The organism is Burkholderia sp. MBR-1 (assembly GCF_013822785.1).
Lineage (GTDB): Bacteria > Pseudomonadota > Gammaproteobacteria > Burkholderiales > Burkholderiaceae > Burkholderia > Burkholderia vietnamiensis.
This window is the reverse complement of sequence record NZ_CP053610.1, coordinates 33,322-53,170: the sequence shown is the minus strand read 5'-3', so window position 1 is coordinate 53,170 and position 19,849 is coordinate 33,322. Positions and strand designations below refer to the sequence as shown.

Genomic DNA, 19,849 nt, shown 5'->3' with positions numbered 1-19,849 from the left:
GGCGCTGCTCGCCGGCCGGCGAGCCGTCGATGCGGCGCCCGGCCGTTCGCTCAACCCTCCAGCAGCTTCAACCCCGCCGGCAACGTCTCCCCGAACACGCGCGCCGTGTCCGCTTCATCGAACGCGATCGCTTCGCGCACCATGTCGATCCAGGCGGCCGACGCGTTCGCCGCCGACAGCCGCTTGATCACCGCCGCACGCGTGTCGTCCGGCAGATCGCGTTCGCGATCGCCCGTCATCCGCGCGATCTGCGCGACCGCGAACGCCGCCGGTTCGACCTGCTTCCAGTCGAGCGCGAACAGCGCATCGAGCCAGCGCTGCGCGACGTCGGCCGGCACGACGCTGTGCGCGCTGCCGTAGAACGGCCGCCGCGCACCGATGCGCCCGAGCGCCCACGCGCACAGCGTGCGCTCGGCCGGCTTCTGCAACTGCGCGATCAACCGCTCGCCCAGTTCCACCTTGCGCTCGACCGGCAATCGCTCGAGCGACGCGGACAAGCGCGTCATGTCGGCCGGCCCGACCTTGGCCGGGTCGAACGGCAGCTTGCGGCGCTTGTCGTCGGACGGTTCGAGGAACGCGATCGCGTCGCGCACCTGCGCCTGCGCATCGTCGTCGAGGCCGCCGGCCGCACGCCGCCACAGCGTCCACCATTCGGACCACACCTGCGCGTCGTTCACGTACTGGATCCCGTCGTCGAACAGCGGCCACAGCTGCTCGATGCGCCACGCGTCGAGCGGATGGCCGAAGCCAGGACGCACGCAATAGCCGGCGAGGTTCAGCCACGCGCGCTCGTGATCGGCCGAACGGCGGCGGCGACGCGCACGCGCGAGCAACGCGTCGAACAGCTCGCGCGCGAGCGCGACGTCCCACTCGTCGCGCGGGCCGAGCACCTGCTCCAGTTGCGCGCGCAACCGCCGCGTGTCCTTCGGCTCGACGTTCGCTGCCTTGCCGCCGAACGAGCGGTCGATCAACTCGATCGCCTGATCGAGCCGCGGATGGCGCGCGGGCCCGTCGACATCGCCGGGGCTGGGCGCATCGCCGCGCAGCTGGAATTCGAGCCGCCAGCGCCGCGACGCATCATCGGTCGCGATGCAGTGCATTTCGAGCGTGCCGACCTCGGTCAGCGACGCGGTGAGCTTCACCGGTGTTTCGCGTGCGCCGCCGCCCGCCTGCCGGTCGATGACCGTCGCAATCGGCGGCAGCCGCACGAAGTCGCCGCCGGCGAGTTCGACGAGATCGCCGGGCCGATAGACCGTGTCGGCGACCGTCGACACCAGATGGAACCGCACCGGCTGTCCGAGCTGCAGCGCGAACGTGCGCGCATCGAGCCGGAGCTCGCGGCCTTCGTCGGTGCCGCGCGGCAACAGACACACGCCGCGCGGCGCGGCGGCGGCATCGCCGCCGTCGTCCAGCACGAGGAAATAGCTGCGCGCGGAGCCGCCGCCGATGCGCGGTGCATGCCCGCCGCGCGCGAGCCCATAGGCCACCGCGCCGCGTGCGACCGCCACGTCCGGATGCGCGTTGTGCAGCACGTCGAGCGGCGCGCCGCGCCATGCGCCGAGCGTCTGCGCGAGGCGGCCGGCGAGCGCGTCCGCGCGGAACACGCCGCCGTTGAGCAGCAGCGTGTCGGGCAGCGGCCCCTGCGCGTGGCGATTCAGGAACGCGGCGACGTGGCGCGTGACGGCCGGATCGCTCGCGTACGGCAAGCCGAACTCGACGATCGCGGCGCGCGTGCGGCGCGGCATGTCGTTCGCGTCGACCTGCGGAAAGAAACCGTCGACGACGATCTGCTCGACCTCCGCGCGCGTCAGCTCGGTCGAACGCGCGCCGCCGACGAGCCGGCTGCCCGCGCCGAGCAGCGTCACGGTGACGGACGCCGGCGCAGCGGCGCCGAGCAGCCGCTCCTTGGCCGCGCGGCAGCGTTCGACGAGCTGCGACAGGCTCGCGGCCGACAGCCGCGTGCCGAGCTCGGTCAGGCGCGGCTCGACCAGGCGCGCGAGCGCGAGGTCCATGTTGTCGCCGCCGAGCATCAGGTGATTGCCGACGCCCACGCGCGTGAAGGTCGGTTCGCCGTCGTCGCCCGGTGCGACGTCGACGAGCGTCAGATCGGTCGTGCCGCCGCCGACGTCGCAGATCAGCACGCGCCGCGGCGCGGCGAAGGTAGCGCGCAGCGTCGCGCGCTGACCGTACAGCCAGTCGTAGAATGCGGCCTGCGGCTCTTCCAGCAAGCGCAACGCCGGCAGTTGCGCGCGCCGCGCGGCTTCGACCGTCAACGCACGCGCGCCGTCGTCGAACGACGCGGGCACGGTCAGAATGACGTCCTGCTGCGCGAGCGGCGCATCGGGGAAGTGCGCGTCCCAGGCCGCGCGCACGTGCGCGAGGTAGCTCGCGCTCGCATCGACCGGCGACACCTTGGCGACGCCGTCGGCGCCGCCCCACGGCAGGATCGCCGCGAGCCGGTCCACCGCTGCGTTCGACAGCCAGCTCTTCGCGCTGCTGACGAGCCGGCCCGGCACCTGTGCGCCGAGCGTGCGCGCGTAGCGGCCGATCACGGCCGGCACGGCGTCGGCCGCTTTGCCGGCCGTCCACGGCAGCGCGATCGCGTCGGCCGGCAGTTCGCCGGCCGCCGGGTGATAGCGCACCGACGGCAGCAGCGGCTGCGCAGCCACCGCGCCGGGGCCGACCAGCTGCTCGACGTCGAACACGCGGATCGCGTCGGAGCCGGCCTCGACGTACGCGACGACGGTGTTGCTGGTGCCGAGGTCGATACCGACCGTATAGCGCTTCATCGCGCTCAGGCGGCGCCGCGCACGTCGAACTCGACCTTCCAGCGCTCGCTCGTGCCGCTCGGGATCGCCTCGAGCTCGAGCGTGCCGGCTTCGGTCACGCGCGCATGCAGCTTGACCGGCACGATCTCGCCGACGGTGCGTCCGTCGGCGGGCAGCGTCGCCTGGATTTCCTCGAGCTCCTGCAATTCATCCGGCGACCAGTAGTCGAGCAGCGTGCCGACCTGATCCTGGCGGCGCACCGACGACCCGAAGAAGCGGAACTGCACCGGCTCGCCGACGACGAGGCCGAACTCCTGCGGCGGCAGCGCCGCATCGGTGCCCTCCTCCATCCCGAACGGCGCGACGCACAGCGCCTGCACCGGCGGCTCGAGCCCCGGCACCGCGGGCATCGCCGATTCGATCGCGACGTAGTACGCACGCGCCGTGCCACCGCGAATGCGCACGCCGCGGCCGCGCTTCACGTAGCCGTAGTAGGCCGCGCCGCGCGCGACGGCGAGATCGAGGTCCGCGCCTTCGAGCAGGCGGGCGGCCGGCGCGCCTTCCGCGGCGAGCCAGCCGTTCAGCGTATCGAGCACGCGCTGCGTGAGCAGCGCCGACTTGAACACGCCGCCGTTGAACAGCACCGCGGTCGGATGCAGGAACGTCGCGCCCGCCGGCAGCGTGCGCGCCACGCCGTCGAGCGCGTCGAGCGCCGCGACCTGACGGCCGAGGAACGCCGCCAGATGGCGCGTGATGCCCGCGTCCTGCGCATACGGCAGGCCGAGCTGCGTGAGGCCGACGCGCGCGCGGCTCACCGGCCGCGCCGCCGCATCGACCTGCGGGAAGAAGCCTTCGAGGATCGTCTGCGTGAGTTCCGCGCGCGTCAGTTCGGTGCGGATCGAGCCGCCGATCAGCTTTGAGCCGCGGCTCGGCACGACGAGCGGCACCGCATCCGTCGTCGGGTCGGACAGCAGCGTTTCCTTCGCCGAGCGGCACGCGTAGGTCAGCGCGCGCAGCTGCCACGGATCGGCCTGCGTGCCGTTCTGCGCGAGCTTGCGCGCGACCACGTGCGCGAGCGCGAGGTCCATGTTGTCGCCGCCGAGCAGGATGTGCTCGCCCACCGCGACGCGATGCAGTTCGAGATTGCCGTCGCGTTCGACTACCGCGATCAGTGACAGGTCGGTCGTGCCGCCGCCGACGTCCACGCACAGGATCAGATCGCCGACCTGCACCTGCTTGCGCCAGCCGCCTTCGCTCTTCTGGATCCAGCTGTAGAGCGCCGCCTGCGGCTCCTCGAGCAGCGTCATCCGCGCGTAGCCGGCCGCGCGCGCGGCCTCGGCCGTCAGCTCGCGCGCGGCCGGGTCGAACGACGCGGGGATCGTGACCGTCACGTCCTGATCGGCGAACGGCGCGTCCGGATGCGCGTGGTCCCACGCTTCGCGCAGATGCGTGAGGTAGCGCGTCGAGCTTTCCAGCGGCGACACGCGCGCGACTTCGGGCGGCGCATCGCTCGGCAGGATCGCCGCGCGGCGATCGACGCCGGGGTGGCACAGCCAGCTCTTCGCGCTCGACACCAGCCGAATCGGCGTGCCGGCGCCGCGCGTGCGCGCCATCTCGCCGACCGCGAAATTGCGCGACGCCGTCCACGGCAGCGTCAGGTCGCCCTGCGTGAGCTCGCTCTCGTGCGGCAGATACAGAAACGACGGCAGCAGGTCGCGCGACTCCAGTGCGCCGGGCGCGGTCAGCTGGGCGATCGGCAGCACCTGCTGCACGATTTTCTCGCCGTCGCTCGCGGCGCTGTCGACGTAGGACAGCGCGCAGTGCGTCGTGCCGAGATCGATACCGATCGAATAGCGCGGATCGCTCACAGTTCCACCTCCGCCGGTGCGATCACCGATGCGTCGTGGCTGCCCGTCAGCTTCGGCAGGCGCACGTCGGCCACGCGCCAGCCGCGATGGCTGACGGTGCCCGTGAACGGCGCGGCGCCGACCACGTTGCCAGTCACGCGCACGGCCGTCGCGTCGAAGCCGGCCGGCAGCGTCACGCGCGTGCCTTCGGCTTCGTCGCGTACCGGCACGATCGTGAAGTGTTCGCGCAGCGCGGCGCGGCAACCGTCGTGCACGAGGCGCGCGGCTGCGCCGATGTCGGCGTCCGCATAGCCGGCGATGTCTTCCTCGACGAAATCGATGAAACGCGCATCGCGCTGCAGCAGGCCGAGCAGTTGAAGCGCGGCTTGCGGGCTCGCTTCGCGCAGTTCGGGCGCGGGCGCCTTGGCCGGTGCGGGAGCAGGTGCGGGTGCGGGCGCCGCGGCCGGTGCCGGCGCAACCGGTGCCGGCGCAACCGGTGCCGGTGCGATCGGTGCCGCGGCGCCGTCGCGCACGCGCAGCACGCCGGCCGCGAACTCGCGGTTGCCGAGCACGGAGAAGAACGTGCCGACGGCCAGCGACAGCCGGCCGAAGAAGGACAGGTTGGATTCGGGCATGGGGTGTGGACTCCTGTGGGCTCGCGACGCGGCGAGCAGCTTGCCTGAGCGCCCGGCAGCGGCATGCGCGAAACGCACGCCGCCCGGCCCGGCGCGTAGTTCGGGCGCGCCCTCTCGGGTGCGGAAAACCCGTATTTTGCCCTGTGGCGGGCGAATCGGGCAGAAGTCCGGGGGACGGGACACGGGCGCGATGGCTTTCGCGGCGTGCAGGAATGCGTCGGATGGCCTGCTGCAGGACGTCGGCCGCGATGGCGCGGGGTGTCCGTGCCGGGCCGGGGTGGCGGGTCGCTGGCGGTTGGGATCGGCGTGCGAATGCGTTCGTGGCATGCACGCGCGAGTGCGCGTGATGGCGCATACGCGGCATTGCGGCGACGGCGTCGGTCGTCGCCGAAACCGATGCCGTCGCGGCCGGTCATTCGCGTGAGATCGGCAGCAGAAGATACGCGGGCCGTCGTCGTGCGTATTGCCGACTGGCTACCCATCCGTCGATGCGACGCGCGGGCGCAACCGCGATCGTTGCAGGCCGGCTGCGATTACGCATCGTTCGAACGCGCTTGCGCCGAGCGTTCGTCGGCTCGATGACTCTACGGCGATGGCGATACCGAAGCCGATGCGAGCCGCAAGAGAAACGCGAACGACATGACGCATCGCCTCGCGTCGGGCCCAGCCGACCATGAGCGCGAACCGGCAACCGCGACGGCTCGACAAAACCCGCGTGATTCAATGCGCCGAGCGCGACCATCGATCCCGGCCGCGCAGCGCACCCACGCCCGCCCAACCGATACAAAAACAGCCCGCGATTGCGCTGATCGCAATCGCGGGCCGTCCGGTTCGACGCGGGAGCCCTACGGCCTTCCGCTCGAACCTCGCGTCACTCGTGCTGCTTAGTGACCGCGGTACAGCGACTTCATCTCGTCATTCGCGCGCGGCGCGACGACCTTCGCCGGCTTGCCGGCCGCTGCGGCGCCTTGTGCGTTGTTGCCCACACCGCTGTTGTCGACACCTTGTGCGCGAGCCAGCGCATGTTGCTGATCGACGCGGGCTTGTGCGGCCTGGATGTCGTCCGGATAGTGCGGGTCTTCGCCGACCGCCGGGTTATAACCGGCCTTCTCCAGTTCGATCAGCTCGGCACGCACTTGCGCACGGGTGAGCGGTGCGGTGTTCTGAGCGAAAACGGCGACCGGAGCGGCAAGGGCAGCAGCAACGACAACGGCTTGAATAAGGTTCTTCATGATACGTACCTCCGACTGTGTCTGGTTGTGTGGCTTCGAACACCTCGTTCGTTGCCAATGACTAAAGTTTAGGCACGTGCGCCCTCGAGAGTTATCGGGCTGCGTGGAAGTGATTGTTGCTGGCCGCGGATGGAATCCGGCGTCACAACCGCTGCGCAGCGATGGATTCCGCGCGCCAAGTGCGGTTTAATCGATGCCCGGCCACGCCAGCATCAACGGACATTTCATGCTCGACCTCGAAGATCTTCGGCTCGTTCGCGCGATCGGCGCGTCACGCTCGCTGGCGTCTGCCGCGCGCCTGCTCGACCTCACGCCGCCCGCGGTCACGCTGCGCCTGCAGCGGATGGAGGCGCGGCTCGAGGTCCGGCTCGCGGTGCGGCAGTCGAAAGGCATCGCGCTGACCGACGAAGGGCAGCGGCTGTACCAGGAAGCCGTCGCGATTCTCGAGCGCGTCGAAGCGTTGCCGCTCAGCCTCTCCGGCGATCACGGCGACGTGCAAGGCACGCTGCGCGTCGTCGCGCCGTTCGGCTTCGGGCGCAAGTACGTCGCGCGCATCGTGCGCGACGTGCAGCGTGCGCATCCGAAGCTCGAGATCTCGCTGCATCTGTCGGAGAGCCCGTTGACGAGCGCGTCGGGCGCCGATGTGGTGATCCACGTCGGCAGCCTGAAATCGTCGTCGTGGATCGGCTATCCGCTCGCGCCCAACGAACGCTTCCTGTGCGCAAGCCCCGGTTACGCACGCCGCATCGGCGCACTGAGCCATCCGTCCGACCTCGCCCGCTACGACTGCCTGTGCCTGCGCGAGAACGACGAAGACATCGTCCGCTGGCGCTTCTCGCAAGCCGGCGACGGCGAAGGCGACGCCAGGCGCTCGGCCGTGATCCGCGTGACGGGCGCGCTGTCGTCGAACGACGGCACCGTGATCACCGACTGGGCGCTCGCGGGGCTCGGCATCGTCGAACGCTCCGAATGGGACGTCGCGCCGCTGCTGGCGAGCGGCAAGCTGGTCAGGCTGCTGCCCGACTGGCATCTGCCGCCCGCGCCGGTGACCGCGCTGCTGCCGTCGCGCACGGGCCGTTCCGCGCGACAACGGGTGTTCCTCGAAGCGGCCACGCAATTTCTCGCGCCGCCGCCGTGGCGCGCGAAGGTGCCGCCGCCCGCCCCTCATTAAATTGGTGTTAATGACCGATTTCCGCCGCGTTAAACCCGCGGCGAGTCGAACGCCGTAGAGTGTGTGCGTCGCCAACCATCGAGGCAACGCATCATGGGCATCCCCACCGTCACCACCCCCGCCGCACTGATCGACGTCGATCGGATGCACGCCAACATCGCGCGCTTGCACGCGCATCTGGACGCATTCGGCGTCGCGTTCCGGCCGCACGTGAAGACGACCAAGTGCCAACAGGTCGTGGACGCGCAGATCGCGGCCGGCGCGCGCGGCATCACGGTGTCGACGCTGAAGGAGGCCGAGCAGTTCTTCGCGAGCGGCGTGCGCGACATCGTCTATGCGGTCGGGATGATCCCCGCCCGGCTCCCTCAGGCGCTCGCGCTGCGCCGGCGCGGCTGCGACCTGAAGATCGTCGCCGACAGCCTGCACACCGCGCAGGCGATCGCGGCGTTCGGCCGCGAGCATGGCGAGCGCTTCGAAGTCTGGATCGAGATCGACGTCGACGGTCACCGTTCGGGGATCCGCCCCGACGACGACTTGCTGATCGACGTGGGGCGCACGCTCGCCGATGGCGGCATGACGCTCGGCGGCGTCCTTGCTCACGCCGGCTCGAGCTACGAATACGACACGCACGACGCGCTGGTCGCGATCGCCGAACAGGAGCGCGCGCGCACCGTGCACGCCGCGCAGCGCCTGCGGGCGGCGGGCTTGCCGTGCGACGTCGTCAGCATCGGCTCGACGCCGACCGCGCTGTCCGCGGCGAACCTCGACGGCGTGACGGAAGTCCGCGCGGGCGTGTACGTGATGTTCGACCTCGTGATGCACAACATCGGCGTGTGCGCGCTGTCCGACATCGCGCTGTCGGTGCTGACCACCGTCATCGGCCACCAGGAAGAGAAAGGCTGGGCGATCGTCGATGCGGGCTGGATGGCGATGAGCCGCGATCGCGGCACGCAGCGGCAGGCGCGGGACTTCGGCTACGGTCAGGTGTGCACCGAAGCCGGCGACGCACTCGACGGCTATCTGATGAGTTCGGCGAATCAGGAGCATGGGATCGTGTCGCGCAGCGGCACGCCGGATCCGGATATCGCGAAGCGGTTTCCGATCGGCACCCGCTTGCGGATTCTGCCGAACCACGCGTGCGCGACCGGTGCGCAACATCCGGAATACCGTGCGCTGACGCGCGACGGCGCGACGCAGACGTGGCCGCGTTTCTACGGGTGGTAAAAGCGCCGGCCGTTGCGGCCGTCGCGATTCAACGTCGAGGCAACCGGTTGTTCAACGACAGTCGCCTCATCGAATTCCACTGTGCATCATCTTTCCACAGACTCGCCCGCCATGCCGTCAGACGCCCAGCTCCTGCTTCTCGATCGTGATGCCGTCGGGCCCGCGCTTCAGGCCGAACAGGTGACGGCGGCCGTGCGCGACGCTTTCGTGCTGCACAGTCGGCGCGCCGGGCGCGTCTTCCCGGTGGTGCGCGAAAAGCTCCATACCGGCGGCATATTCGGCATCAAGTCGGGCGACGTCGCACAGCAGGAACTGCTCGGCTTCAAGGCGGCCGGCTTCTGGCCCGGCAACCGAAGCCGCGGCGGCGAGCCGCACCAGGCGACGATCGCGCTGTTCGATCCGGCCACCGGCCGCCCGCTGTGCATCATGGACGGCAATGCGATCACCACCGCGCGCACCGCGGCGGCCGGGGCGCTCGGGCTGCAGACGCTGGCGCGTCCCGACAGCTCGCGCGTCTGCGTATTCGGCACCGGCGTGCAGGCGCGCGCCCAGCTCGACCGGACGCTCGCGCTGCTGCCGCAGCGATGCGCGGTGCAATACGTGAGCGCCGGCGGCGCCCCGGACCCGGCCTTCGAGTCGGCGTTCAGCGCCCGCTGCGACATCCGGGCCGCGCGCGACCGCAACGATGCGGTGGCCGGCAGCGACGTGGTGATCACGGCGACGCCCGGCCGCGGCCCGCTGTTCGACGCCGCCGCGGTGCAGCCGGGCACGCATCTGACCTGCGTCGGCGCCGACACCGCCGGCAAGCGCGAGCTTCCCGAACACCTGTTGGCGCGCGCGCGAATCTTCGTCGACGATCACGAGCAGGCGCGCAGCATCGGCGAATGCCAATGGGCGCCCGAGCTGCCGCGCATCGAGATCGGCGACGTGCTCGCCGGCGTCGTCGCGGTCGATCGTGCGGCGCACGACATCACCGTGTTCGACATGACGGGCCTCGCGCTGCAGGATCTGACCGTCGCGCGCGTCGTCTATCGACAGGCCGTCGAGCACGGCGCAGGCCACCGCGTTCCGTGGCCATGGTGAGCGCCGCCGCGCGCGGCAGGTTGCGTCGCCATGCGGTCATCTCGCGTATGCGTGAGCACGTTTGACTTCGACGATGCGTTGCGGTCCGCAGACGTGGCTCGAAGCGCGCAAACGAGCCCGAGGGATACGACGACCTTCAGCGCGCACCAGGCAAATTGCTTCGACGACGCACCGCCGATCGACATCGCCCGCTCCGCTCACAACCCGTCGATCCCGAGTCGCGCCTTCGGCAGCCCCGCCGAAGTGCCATGACAGCGCGCGCACCGGACCACGCAACCGCTGCGGTCCGTAGCCATCGGCGCGCGCCCCGTCACGCCGCCTGACGCGCCTGCGCGATCCGTTGCGGCGCCTTCGGGCGCGCATAGAGCCGTTCGAGATACGCCTGCAATTGCGGGAACGTATCGAGCAACCGGCATTCGCCGGCCCAGTCGATCAGATAAGCAGTCACGCAATCGGCCACCGACAGCGCATCGCCGACGATGAACTCGCGGCCTTCGAGATGCCGCTCGAGAATCGCGGCCATCGTCACGAAGTCCTCGCGTGCGAGCGCGATGTCGGCCGGCAGACGCTTTTCCGGCGGATAGAGGAACGTGTGGCGCGCGATGCGCCACAGCGGCTGCTCGAGCTCCGTCACCGCGAACATCACCCATCGGTAAGCGTGCGCACGCAGCGCCGGATCCGTGGGCAGCAGCGCCTTCTGCGGATACTTGTCCGCGAGATACAGCACGATCGCGGCCGACTCGGGAATCACCAGATCGCCGTCCACCAGCACCGGCACCTTGCCGGCCGGATTGAGGCGCATGAATTCGGGATGCTTGTGCTCGCCCGCCGGCAGGTTGACCGACACGAATTCGAAATCCGCGTCGAGTTCCTTGAGCCCCCAGAGCGCGCGCTGCGAACGCGTGCCGGCAAATCCGTAAAGCTTCATCGCAATGTCTCCGTCCAGATTGTGTGTCATGTCGCGCGGGCCGCGTCGTGTCCGACCACGGCCGGCGTCGGTCGCGCGCAGCGCGTGCCGCGTACCGCCGCTCACATGCCGGGCACCGGCAGAATCGGCATCACCTCGACCGCCTCGCCGGGAAACAGCGTGAAATGCGGATGACCTTCGAACAGCGCGGCCGCTGCGTCGTGCGACGCGGCGCGCACGATCGTGAACGCGCCGAGCGCATTGGCCGTATCGGCGACGCCGCGCGTGTCGATCCTCTTGGTCTTGCCGAGCGGGCCGCCGAGTTCGACGATCGCATCGCGATGCCGGTCGACCCACGCATGCCACGCGGCCATTCCGTCCCGCTCGCGTGCGCGCCGCTCGTCCTCCGACAGCGCGAGCCACGCCTTCATGGGCGCACTGTCCTTGCTGCCGACGAAAACCGCGAGATACAACTGCTGTCGAGCATCCATGCTTCCTCCGTCCGGTGGCGGGCGCGGCAGGCTGCCGCACCTCGCCCTTGACACAATAGGTTGATATCAACACAATTGCAACATGGCCCGCAATAAAGACCTTCCCTTCGAAACGACGTTGATGGTGCGCGATTGCTGCTTGTGCCTGCACATGCAGCGCGCGGCGCGCAATCTCGCGCGCATCTTCGACGATGTGCTGCGTCCGCTGGATCTCACCAACGGCCAGTTTTCGCTATTGATGTCGCTGAACCGGCCGCAGCCGGCGACGATGAAATCGGTGGCGTCGCTGCTCGCGATGGATCGCACCACGCTGACTGCCGCGCTGAAGCCGCTGGAGCGGCGCGGGCTGCTCACGATCGCTCAGGATCCGGACGACGGGCGTAGCCGTCTGCTCGAACTCACGCCGGCCGGCCGCCAGCTGCTCGCCGACGCGTTTCCGCTGTGGCAGCAAGCGCATGCCGACATCGAGAAGTCGTTCGCACCGGAGCAAGTCGACGTGCTGCGCGACCAGTTGCGCATGCTGTCGGAAGACCCGGCGACGCGCGGCTGAGGCGCGCGTCATAGCTGGTTGATGCAGCGGGTTGATGCAGCGGGTCGATGCTTGCCGCAGCCTGGCGGCAGCGGGCCGATCGGCCCGCGTGCACGTCACTCGGCGAGCGCCGCCGCGACGCCGACGCGCTTCGGCACGCCGGCCACGATCGTCGCGACCGCGACGGCCAGCACCGCGGCCGCGCCGACGAACACACCGCCCGCGCCGTTCGCATCGAACACGACGCCGCCGGCCGCCGCGCCCGTTGCAATCGCGAGCTGGATCGCCGCGACGATCAGCCCGCCCGCGCTTTCCGCTTCGTCCGGCACGGTGCGCGTGACCCACGTCGACCACGCGACCGGCACGCCGCCGAACGCCATCCCCCACAACGCGACGAGCACCGCGTCGAGCATCGGCGCGCGGCCGAGCGCGACCAGCGCGATCGCGAGCACGACCATCAGCGCCGGCATGCCGATCAGCATCGGCCGCAGCCGGTGTTCGAGCACGCGGCCGGCGAGCGACGTGCCGACGAAGTTGGCGATCCCGTAGCCGAGCAGGATCGCCGACAAGCCGTTCACGCCGACGCCGGCAACCTGTTCGAGAAACGGCCGCAAATACGTGAAGAACGCGAAATGCCCGGTGAATACGAGGATCGTCGCGAACATCCCGAGGCCGACGGTCGGCCGGCGCAGCACGTCGACGAGCGTGCGCAGGCGCGTCGTGCCGCTCGGCGGCATCGACGGCAGCGTGGCGGCCTGCGATACGAACGCGACGCCGCCGAGTGCGGCCGCGATCAGGAAGACGTTGCGCCAGCCGATCAGGTGCCCGAAGTAACTGCCCATCGGCGCCGACGCGATCGTCGCGACCGCCACGCCGCTGAAGATGATCGACAGCGCGCGCGGCACCATCGCGGTCGGCACGAGCCGCATCGCGGTGGCGGTCGCCATCGTCCAGAAGCCGCCGAGCGCGATGCCGAGCACCACGCGGCCGATCAGCAGCGTCGTCAGGTTCGGCGCGAACGCGACCGCGAGATTCGACGCGACGAGCAGCACCGAGAACACGAGCAGCACGCGGCGCCGGTCGATGGTGCGCGTGAGCGCGGAGATCAGCAGGCTCGTGACCAGCGCGACCGTCGCCGTGGCCGTGACGGCCTGGCCCGCGACGCCCTCGGTCACGCCGAGGCTGTCGGCCATCGGCGTGAGCAGGCTCGCGGGCAGGAATTCCGCGGTCACGAGGCCGAACACGCCGAGCGTCATCGCGAAGACGGCGCCCCATGCGGGTTCGCGGGGAGCCGCCGGGGCGGCGGCAGAGGAGATTCCGGGATTCATGCGTCGTTCCGAGTCGTCTGGGGAAAGTACCGATGTCGACGTATCGTAAGGAACAACGACAGGACGGTCTATGACATACAATCCGTTCTTATTGATCCATCGTCCGGATTTCGCAATGTCCACTCCGTTGCTCCCACCGACGTCCGACCCGCACGACCTCGTCAGCGAACTGCTGCTCGGGATGCGGCTGAGCGGCGTGCAATACCGCCGGATCCAGGTGGCGCGGCCGTTCGGGCTGAGCTTCGGCCATGCGCCGGGGCGCGCGCAGTTCCATTTCGTCGGGCGCGGACCGGTGCTGCTGCGCGACGCGGACGGCACGACGATGCAGCTCGAGGCCGGCGACGCGGTGCTGCTGCCGCACGGCCGCACGCATGCGCTGTTGTCGGACCGCGATGCGCCGTGCCGCGAGATCGGCGGCTTCGAGGCCGCGAAGATCTGCGACACGGTGGCATCGGTCGGCGTCGGGGCGTGCGCGGCGACGGAGCCGGCCGCCGGCGACGCGCTGATCTTCAGCGCGTGCATGGAACTCGATCTGGGCGGCATGCAGCCGCTCGTCGGCACGATGCCGGCGTTCATGCACGTCGGCACGCTGCTCGCCCGCTACCCGGAAATCCGCCCGATGCTCGACGCGATGGAGCGCGAATCCTGCTCGGAACGCGCGGGCTTCGCGGGCATCCTCGCGCGGCTCGCGGACGTGGTCGCCGCGTTCATCGTGCGCGGCTGGGTCGAGTGCGGCTGCGGCGACGCCACCGGATGGGTGCAGGCGCTGCGCGAGCCGAAGCTCGGCCGCGCGATCGTCGCATTGCATCGCGATCCGGGGCGCAACTGGAGCGTCGCGGAACTGGCCGCCGCCGCCGGCGTGTCGCGCTCGGTGTTCGCCGAGCGGTTTCTCGCCGCCACCGGGATGACGCCGGTGCGCTACCTGACCGAGCTGAGGATGCGGCTCGCCGCGCAGTGGATCGCGCGCGACCGCGACACCATCGAGACGGTCGCGTACCGGCTCGGTTACGGATCGCTCGCCGCGTTCAGCCGCGCGTTCAAGCGCGTGGTCGGCCGGCCGCCCGGTGCGGTGCGTGCGGAGGGCGATGCGCGGGCGGAGGTTTAGGGGGAGTGGTTCGGTCGATGCGGCGGGGCTGGGTTTGGTTGCCGCGGCGTTGGTTTCGACCGCGCCTCCCATCACACCGCACTCGACGCTCACCGTTGCCCGACCCGCACGACGATCTGCGCCTGCGTATCGCGTTCGATGCGCTCCAGCGAACCGCGCAACGCCGCGAACACTTCAGGTGAACAGACCTGTGTGCCGAACGCCGCCGTCATCCGGCGCGTGACCTGCACGATGCGCGCGACCGGGTCGAACACGTAATGCGACGTGAAGTCGACGAAGCGTCCGTGCACGATCGTGTCGACCGGCAGGTCCGTCAGCGCCGCGCCGGCCGGCAGCGCGATCTGGCCGGTCTCGTCGAACGTGCCGCCGATGCAGGTCCATGGTTGCGTGCGCATCGGTTCGGCGAGCCACCCGTCGATCTGCGTCGCGATGCCGCCCGTGACGCTCGACAACGCCGGCACCGCGGTCGTGCCGTCCGGCCACACGAAATGATCGAGCGTGCCGGCAAACGTCACGTCGAACGGGCCGTCCGTCGCGCGGCGATCGCTCGTCTCGATCTGCGCGCGGCCGCGCAGCCCGGTTTGCCGCAGGCGTTCGTTCGCGAGCTGGCCGATCCGCTCGGCCGGCGCACGGTGAAACAGGTTGCGCTCGAGCTCGGCCGTCCAGCCGTCGTCTTCGACGAATGCGTGGAACGGCGCGGCGCCCGCCTGCGCCGCATCGATCGCGAGCCGCGCGGTGCGGCGCCGCGGCTGCGTGGCCGGCGTGCGCGACAGCACGCCGCTGTCGACCAGCAGCGCCGGCCGGTCCATCACGATCGGCGGCAGGTAGCCGAACGCGATGCCGGCCGTCGTCGTATCGGCGTACAGGCCGAGCTCGGGCAGCCACGTGATCGCATGATTGATCGCGCCGCCGCCGTAACCGGGCACCGACGGCAGCGTGTACACCGCGCCGAGGTTGATCAGCACCGGCTCGCTGCGGATGCCGACCGCCGCGAGCAACGCGCCGAATAGCGCGACGTGGTCCTTGCAGTCGCCGTAGCGGTTGCGCAGGATGTCGGTCACGCGATGCGGCGCGGCGGCCGTCTCGCCGAGAAAGATCGCGACGTAACGCACGTTCGCCTGCACCCAGTCGTACAGGATGCGCGCCTTGTCGCGCACGCCGTCGGCATCGGCGGTGAGCGCGCGCGCCAGTTGCACGACGGCCGGATCGTGCGCGCCCGCATCGACGGCCGCGTTGCGATACCGCGCGGCGAACGCCGCGTAGTCCGGCAGCGTCGACACCACGAGCCGGTCGCCGTAAGTTTGATAACCGACCGAGCCGCTCTCGATCCGCTCGTACGGCCCATGCCGATAATCGAACGCGTAGCGCGTGCGGCCGTTCGCGGTCACCGGCGGCAACGCGACGTAGCCGCGCGCGTCCGCGTGCAGCGGCATGTCGGCCGGCACGTCGAAGATCAGCCGCTGATGCTCCACCGGCTCGCGCGACGGTTCGACGTAGTAGCCGAAGTAGCCCGCGTTGACCGGCTTCGTGCGTGACTTGCGGAATGCGATGCGGGTGCGCGAGCCGGCCTCGACGCCGGGAAACACCACCGTGCGCAGCAGCCCGTCCTGAAACGTCGGCGCGCCGGCCGAGCGCGGCTCCTGCACGTCGCGGATGCCGTCGGCGCCGACCGGATGCGCGACGCCGTCGCGATCGATCGTCTCGGCCGCGACCAGTTCGACCTTCTCCAGATTCTTGTCGTACCAGACGTAGCGCTGCGCAATCGCATCGATGCCGCTCGCGTCGTTGGCGCGCAGCGTCGAATCGTCGTCCTCGTCGAGCGAGCCGTCGCGCTGGATCACGAATACGTGGACATCGTCGACGAGCGTGACGGGCGCCGCGTCGCTCGTGTCGGCGGCGGGCACGGGGCGCGCGGCGGTCAGCGCGACGGCGGCGACCGCCGCCGCCCATGCAAAGGCGCGACGCGGCCCGCTGCCGGACCGGCGGAAGGGAAATCGCACCACGTCGAAGCGCTCCAACGCGTGGGGGTTCGGGTCAGAAATTCGGCCGGCGTATCGGCGCCGGCTGCAACGAGCGCGAGCCGATGAGGTCGGCTCGCTCGGTTCGCTCAGCCAGTGTGTTCGCCGTACCGCCCAGCGTCAACCCGCCCGGCATTCGCTCGCCCCGCACGAAACCACCCTGCCCGTTGCCGCCGCCGCGCGGCAAGCGCACATGCGCCGCACCATCCCTCCCTCTCCACTCGCGCGATCACATCGCTCGCCGCGTGCGCGGCTCGCGTAAGTGCCCAACTCGTGCGTTGTTCCCCGCATTTCGGCATTTGTGCGCGCGCAACAATGGCGGTGCCTCGCGACCGGCGCCGTCCGGGGGCATGTTTTTCCGCGACGCCGGCCGCGGCGCTTTCCGAAGAACCACATCTCACGAGGACATACCATGCAACTCCAATCCCATCCGGCGTGCCGTCCGTTCCATGAAGCAGGCGAACTCACGCAATTGACCGCGTTCTACGAAGAAGGCCGCAACGTCATGTGGATGATGCTGCGATCGGAGCCGCGTCCGTGCTTCAACCAACAGCTCGTCACGGACATCATCCACCTCGCGCGCGTCGCACGCGATTCGGGCCTGCCGTTCGACTTCTGGGTGACGGGCTCGCTCGTCCCCGAGCTGTTCAACGTCGGCGGCGACCTGAGCTTCTTCGTCGACGCGATCCGCAGCGGCAGACGCGATCAGCTGATGGCCTATGCGCGCTCGTGCATCGACGGCGTGTACGAGATCTACACGGGCTTCGGCACCGGCGCGATCTCGATCGCGATGATCGAAGGCAGCGCGCTGGGCGGCGGCTTCGAGGCCGCGCTCGCGCATCACTACATCCTCGCGCAAAAGGGCGTGAAGCTCGGCTTCCCCGAGATCGCGTTCAACCTGTTCCCGGGCATGGGCGGCTATTCGCTCGTCGCGCGCAAGGCGGACCGCGGCCTCGCGGAGACGCTGATCGCGTCGGGCGAGGCGCATGCGGCCGAGTGGTACGAGGATCGCGGGCTCGTGGACGAGACGTTCGACGCGGGCGACGCGTACGTCACGACACGCACCTTCATCGACGTGGTCAAGCCGAAGCTGAACGGCATCCGGGCGATGCTGCGCGCGCGTGAGCGCGTGTTCCAGCTCACGCGTTCCGAGCTGATGGACATCACCGAGCAATGGGTTCACGCGGCGTTCACGATCGAGCCGAAGGACCTCGCCTACATGGAACGCCTGGTGATGCTGCAGAACCGGCGCGTGTCGAAGCTGCGCACGGTGTAACGGAAGCGGAGCGCGCCGCCGCGTCGCGGCGGCGCGCCCGCGATGCGGACACGCTCAGGCGATCAGCCTGAGCTTTCTCGTTTCGGCGAGCCACGCCTCGAAGGCCTGGGCCGGCATCGGCCGCGCATAGTAGAAACCCTGCGCGCGGTCGACGTCGATCTGCTTCAGGAACTCGGCCTCCGCGCGCGTCTCGACGCCCTCGGCGACCACCGAGAAGCTCAGCGCCCGCGCGAGCGACACGACCGAGCTCACCAGCGCCTGCGAGCGCGTGTTGCGATCGATGCCGGTGATGAAACTGCGATCGAGCTTGATCGAATCGAGCGGCAGCCGCGACAACTGCGACAGCGACGAATAGCCGGTGCCGAAATCGTCGAGGTGAATCTGCGCGCCGAGCTGGCGGAACTGCTTCATCAGCCCGTGCGCCGCGTTCTCGTCCTCGATGAAGCTGCTCTCGGTCAGCTCGACGTCGACGAGGCTCGGCTTCAGTCCGGCGCTGTCGAGGATGGACGCGAACTGATCGACCACGTTCATGTCCTGCAACTGCCGCGCGGACACGTTCACTGCGATCCGCACGCCGAGCCCCTGCGCCTTCCATGCAGCGGCCTGCGCGGCCGCGGTGCGCATCACCCAGCGCCCGAGCGGCGCGATCAGCCCCGACTCCTCCGCGAAGCGGATGAACTCGACCGGCGCGACGAGCCCGCGATCGGGCGACTGCCAGCGGATCAGCGCCTCGACGCTGCGCACGTCGCCGGTGGCGATGTCGACGACCGGCTGGTAATGCAGCACGAACTGCTCGTCCTCGAGCGCCTTGCGCAGGTTGGTGTCGAGCCACATGTACTTCGCGACCTTCTGGTTCATCTCCAGCGAGAACACGCGGTACGTGTGCTTGCCTTCTTCCTTCGCGACGTACATCGCGGTGTCGGCGCTGCGGATCAGCGTCTCGAGCGAATCGCCGTGCTGCGGATACATCGCGATGCCGATCGAGCAACTCGTGTAGACCTCCACGAGCCCCAGATGGATCGGCGTGCGCAGCCGCTCGAGGATGATCTGTGCGGTCGCCTCGAGCAGCGGCCGCGTGCCGTGCTCGAACAGCACGAGGAACTCGTCGCCGCCGAGCCGCGCCAGCGTCGCGCCCGACGGCAGGCAGCCGCCGATCACGGCCGACACGTCCTGCAGCAGCCGGTCGCCGGTGATGTGCCCGTAGTGGTCGTTGACGCGCTTGAAGTTGTCGAGATCCAGGAACAGGATGCCGACCTGGCCGCGCACGTCGCTGCGATCGGCCGCGAGCGCGATGCGGATGCGCTCGCTGATCGCATGGCGGTTCGGCAGCCCGGTCAGCACGTCGGTATTCGCGAGCTCGGTGAGCCGCTGCTGCGCGTTGCGCTCCTCGGTGATGTCGATGCCCGAGCAGATCAGGTACTGCTCGTCGACGCCGCTGCCGCTCTGCACGAACTTGTTGCGGAACTGGAACAGGCGCGGCCCGTTGACCGTGTTGATGTAGCGCTCGACCGCGAACGGCCGGTTGCTCGCGAAAAAGCCCGTGATGTTGTGGCGCGACTGCTCGCCCTGCTCGGCGCTCATGAACAGCTCGAACGCGCTGCGGCCGATCACGTCGACTTCGCGCTTGCCCGTCACTTCCTCGCACAGACGGTTGAAGCGCTGCACCATGCCGTTGCGGTCGAGAATCACGACGAGCGAATTCACTTCGGACACGACCTGCTCGGCGAATGCGAGCCCGTGGGCGAGGTCGGCCGCGACGGACTCGGTATCCGAGTAGGCGGACGCGGTGCCGGCCCAGTTGGCGGTGTCGACCTTGCGGCCGACGAGGTGCAGGCTCACCGGATCGCCGAACAACGCGAGTTCGAGCACGAGGTGCGACGTGACGCCGGTGAGCGCGCGGATGCGCGCGGCCTGCTCGCCGGTCAGCGCGACGGCGACATTGGTACAGCCGCGCTGCGCGGCCAGTTCGAGTGCATTGCTGTCGCTACCGAGGCGCCAGCATGGGCTGCGCGTACCGAGATGCGCTTCGAGCACCGCGCAATCGTTTTCGTCATCCATCGACACGCCCCGATCCAGAAAAAACGCATAGTGTAGACGGAGGCGAGCCATCTGCCATCGGTCGCTGCAGGTGCACCGTGCATGCGCGGCGGCGCAGTCGTGACGACAGGGACAGCGGCCCTCGTTCCGTACGTGTTTTCAACCAATGCGACCCGGCATTCGCGCTCGACGCGCGCA

General features: G+C 69.8%; 15 protein-coding genes. 6 read left to right on the top strand and 9 right to left on the bottom strand.

Going from position 1 to position 19,849, the window contains the following annotated elements:
* Window positions 1–50: 50 nt before the first annotated feature.
* From MBR110_RS15150 to MBR110_RS15135, 4 genes are all read right to left on the bottom strand, one after another.
* Complete coding sequence (locus MBR110_RS15150) at window positions 51–2,789, bottom strand: Hsp70 family protein (protein ID WP_059735632.1); 2,739 nt, start codon at window positions 2,787–2,789, stop codon at window positions 51–53.
* 5 nt (window positions 2,790–2,794) lie between these two features.
* Window positions 2,795–4,636, bottom strand: a complete 1,842-nt coding sequence (locus tag MBR110_RS15145; RefSeq protein ID WP_011881383.1) for an Hsp70 family protein — start codon at window positions 4,634–4,636, stop codon at window positions 2,795–2,797.
* Window positions 4,633–5,250, bottom strand: coding sequence for a DUF2760 domain-containing protein (locus tag MBR110_RS15140; protein ID WP_181709390.1), 618 nt, complete (start codon window positions 5,248–5,250; stop codon window positions 4,633–4,635). Before MBR110_RS15140 ends, MBR110_RS15145 begins: the two co-directional genes overlap by 4 nt.
* An 884-nt stretch (window positions 5,251–6,134) precedes the next feature.
* Window positions 6,135–6,482, bottom strand: coding sequence for a DUF4148 domain-containing protein (locus MBR110_RS15135; protein ID WP_011881381.1), 348 nt, complete (start codon window positions 6,480–6,482; stop codon window positions 6,135–6,137).
* Between the two features lie 226 nt (window positions 6,483–6,708).
* Here MBR110_RS15135 and MBR110_RS15130 point away from each other — a divergent pair, with 226 nt between their 5' ends.
* The 3 genes from MBR110_RS15130 (at window position 6,709) to MBR110_RS15120 (ending at window position 9,960) form a co-directional block, all read left to right on the top strand.
* On the top strand, window positions 6,709–7,653 hold the full coding sequence (locus tag MBR110_RS15130) for a LysR family transcriptional regulator (protein ID WP_014724475.1): 945 nt from the start codon (window positions 6,709–6,711) through the stop codon (window positions 7,651–7,653).
* 93 nt (window positions 7,654–7,746) lie between these two features.
* Entirely contained in the window at window positions 7,747–8,877 is a 1,131-nt protein-coding gene (locus tag MBR110_RS15125; protein WP_059462052.1) for a DSD1 family PLP-dependent enzyme, read from the top strand.
* A 180-nt stretch (window positions 8,878–9,057) separates the two neighbouring features.
* A complete protein-coding gene (locus tag MBR110_RS15120; protein WP_230948589.1) occupies window positions 9,058–9,960 on the top strand; it encodes an ornithine cyclodeaminase family protein in 903 nt (300 codons plus the stop codon).
* A gap of 310 nt (window positions 9,961–10,270) precedes the next feature.
* On the opposite strand, the gene MBR110_RS15115 is transcribed toward MBR110_RS15120, so the two are convergent.
* Window positions 10,271–10,888 carry a glutathione S-transferase family protein gene (locus MBR110_RS15115; RefSeq protein ID WP_059735626.1) on the bottom strand — a complete coding sequence of 206 codons (618 nt, stop codon included), beginning with the start codon at window positions 10,886–10,888 and terminating at the stop codon, window positions 10,271–10,273.
* Between the two features lie 101 nt (window positions 10,889–10,989).
* On the bottom strand, window positions 10,990–11,358 hold the full coding sequence (locus tag MBR110_RS15110; protein ID WP_014724471.1) for a YciI family protein: 369 nt from the start codon (window positions 11,356–11,358) through the stop codon (window positions 10,990–10,992).
* A gap of 82 nt (window positions 11,359–11,440) precedes the next feature.
* On the opposite strand from MBR110_RS15110, the gene MBR110_RS15105 reads away from it, so the two are divergent.
* Entirely contained in the window at window positions 11,441–11,908 is a 468-nt protein-coding gene (locus tag MBR110_RS15105) for a MarR family winged helix-turn-helix transcriptional regulator (protein ID WP_041494070.1), read from the top strand.
* 95 nt (window positions 11,909–12,003) lie between these two features.
* On the opposite strand, the gene MBR110_RS15100 is transcribed toward MBR110_RS15105, so the two are convergent.
* Window positions 12,004–13,215: an MFS transporter gene (locus MBR110_RS15100; protein ID WP_011881374.1), complete on the bottom strand. Its 1,212-nt coding sequence runs from the start codon at window positions 13,213–13,215 to the stop codon at window positions 12,004–12,006.
* A gap of 70 nt (window positions 13,216–13,285) precedes the next feature.
* On the opposite strand from MBR110_RS15100, the gene MBR110_RS15095 reads away from it, so the two are divergent.
* Window positions 13,286–14,320 (top strand): AraC family transcriptional regulator, encoded by a 1,035-nt coding sequence (locus MBR110_RS15095; protein ID WP_014724468.1) that lies wholly within the window; start codon window positions 13,286–13,288, stop codon window positions 14,318–14,320.
* Window positions 14,321–14,409: 89 nt separating this feature from the next.
* Here MBR110_RS15095 and MBR110_RS15090 read toward each other — a convergent pair whose 3' ends face one another.
* Window positions 14,410–16,323 carry a DUF3857 domain-containing transglutaminase family protein gene (locus tag MBR110_RS15090; protein WP_181709389.1) on the bottom strand — a complete coding sequence of 638 codons (1,914 nt, stop codon included), beginning with the start codon at window positions 16,321–16,323 and terminating at the stop codon, window positions 14,410–14,412.
* Between the two features lie 427 nt (window positions 16,324–16,750).
* Between MBR110_RS15090 and MBR110_RS15085 the strand changes: the two genes are divergently transcribed.
* Complete coding sequence (locus tag MBR110_RS15085) at window positions 16,751–17,614, top strand: crotonase/enoyl-CoA hydratase family protein (protein WP_011881371.1); 864 nt, start codon at window positions 16,751–16,753, stop codon at window positions 17,612–17,614.
* A gap of 54 nt (window positions 17,615–17,668) precedes the next feature.
* Here MBR110_RS15085 and pdeR read toward each other — a convergent pair whose 3' ends face one another.
* Window positions 17,669–19,672, bottom strand: coding sequence for a cyclic di-GMP phosphodiesterase (pdeR, locus tag MBR110_RS15080; RefSeq protein ID WP_046425905.1), 2,004 nt, complete (start codon window positions 19,670–19,672; stop codon window positions 17,669–17,671).
* Window positions 19,673–19,849: the final 177 nt, after the last annotated feature.

Excerpts from the sequence above, each read along its gene's own strand:
- MBR110_RS15115 (WP_059735626.1), bottom strand. The coding sequence starts at position 10,888 with ATGAAGCTTTACGGATTTGCCGGCACGCGTTCGCAGCGCGCGCTCTGG.
- MBR110_RS15100 (WP_011881374.1), bottom strand. The coding sequence starts at position 13,215 with ATGAATCCCGGAATCTCCTCTGCCGCCGCCCCGGCGGCTCCCCGCGAA.
- MBR110_RS15125 (WP_059462052.1), top strand. The coding sequence starts at position 7,747 with ATGGGCATCCCCACCGTCACCACCCCCGCCGCACTGATCGACGTCGAT.
- MBR110_RS15085 (WP_011881371.1), top strand. The coding sequence starts at position 16,751 with ATGCAACTCCAATCCCATCCGGCGTGCCGTCCGTTCCATGAAGCAGGC.
- pdeR (WP_046425905.1), bottom strand. The coding sequence starts at position 19,672 with ATGGATGACGAAAACGATTGCGCGGTGCTCGAAGCGCATCTCGGTACG.
- MBR110_RS15130 (WP_014724475.1), top strand. The coding sequence starts at position 6,709 with ATGCTCGACCTCGAAGATCTTCGGCTCGTTCGCGCGATCGGCGCGTCA.
- MBR110_RS15095 (WP_014724468.1), top strand. The coding sequence starts at position 13,286 with ATGACATACAATCCGTTCTTATTGATCCATCGTCCGGATTTCGCAATG.
- MBR110_RS15135 (WP_011881381.1), bottom strand. The coding sequence starts at position 6,482 with ATGAAGAACCTTATTCAAGCCGTTGTCGTTGCTGCTGCCCTTGCCGCT.
- MBR110_RS15140 (WP_181709390.1), bottom strand. The coding sequence starts at position 5,250 with ATGCCCGAATCCAACCTGTCCTTCTTCGGCCGGCTGTCGCTGGCCGTC.
- MBR110_RS15110 (WP_014724471.1), bottom strand. The coding sequence starts at position 11,358 with ATGGATGCTCGACAGCAGTTGTATCTCGCGGTTTTCGTCGGCAGCAAG.
- MBR110_RS15105 (WP_041494070.1), top strand. The coding sequence starts at position 11,441 with ATGGCCCGCAATAAAGACCTTCCCTTCGAAACGACGTTGATGGTGCGC.
- MBR110_RS15150 (WP_059735632.1), bottom strand. The coding sequence starts at position 2,789 with ATGAAGCGCTATACGGTCGGTATCGACCTCGGCACCAGCAACACCGTC.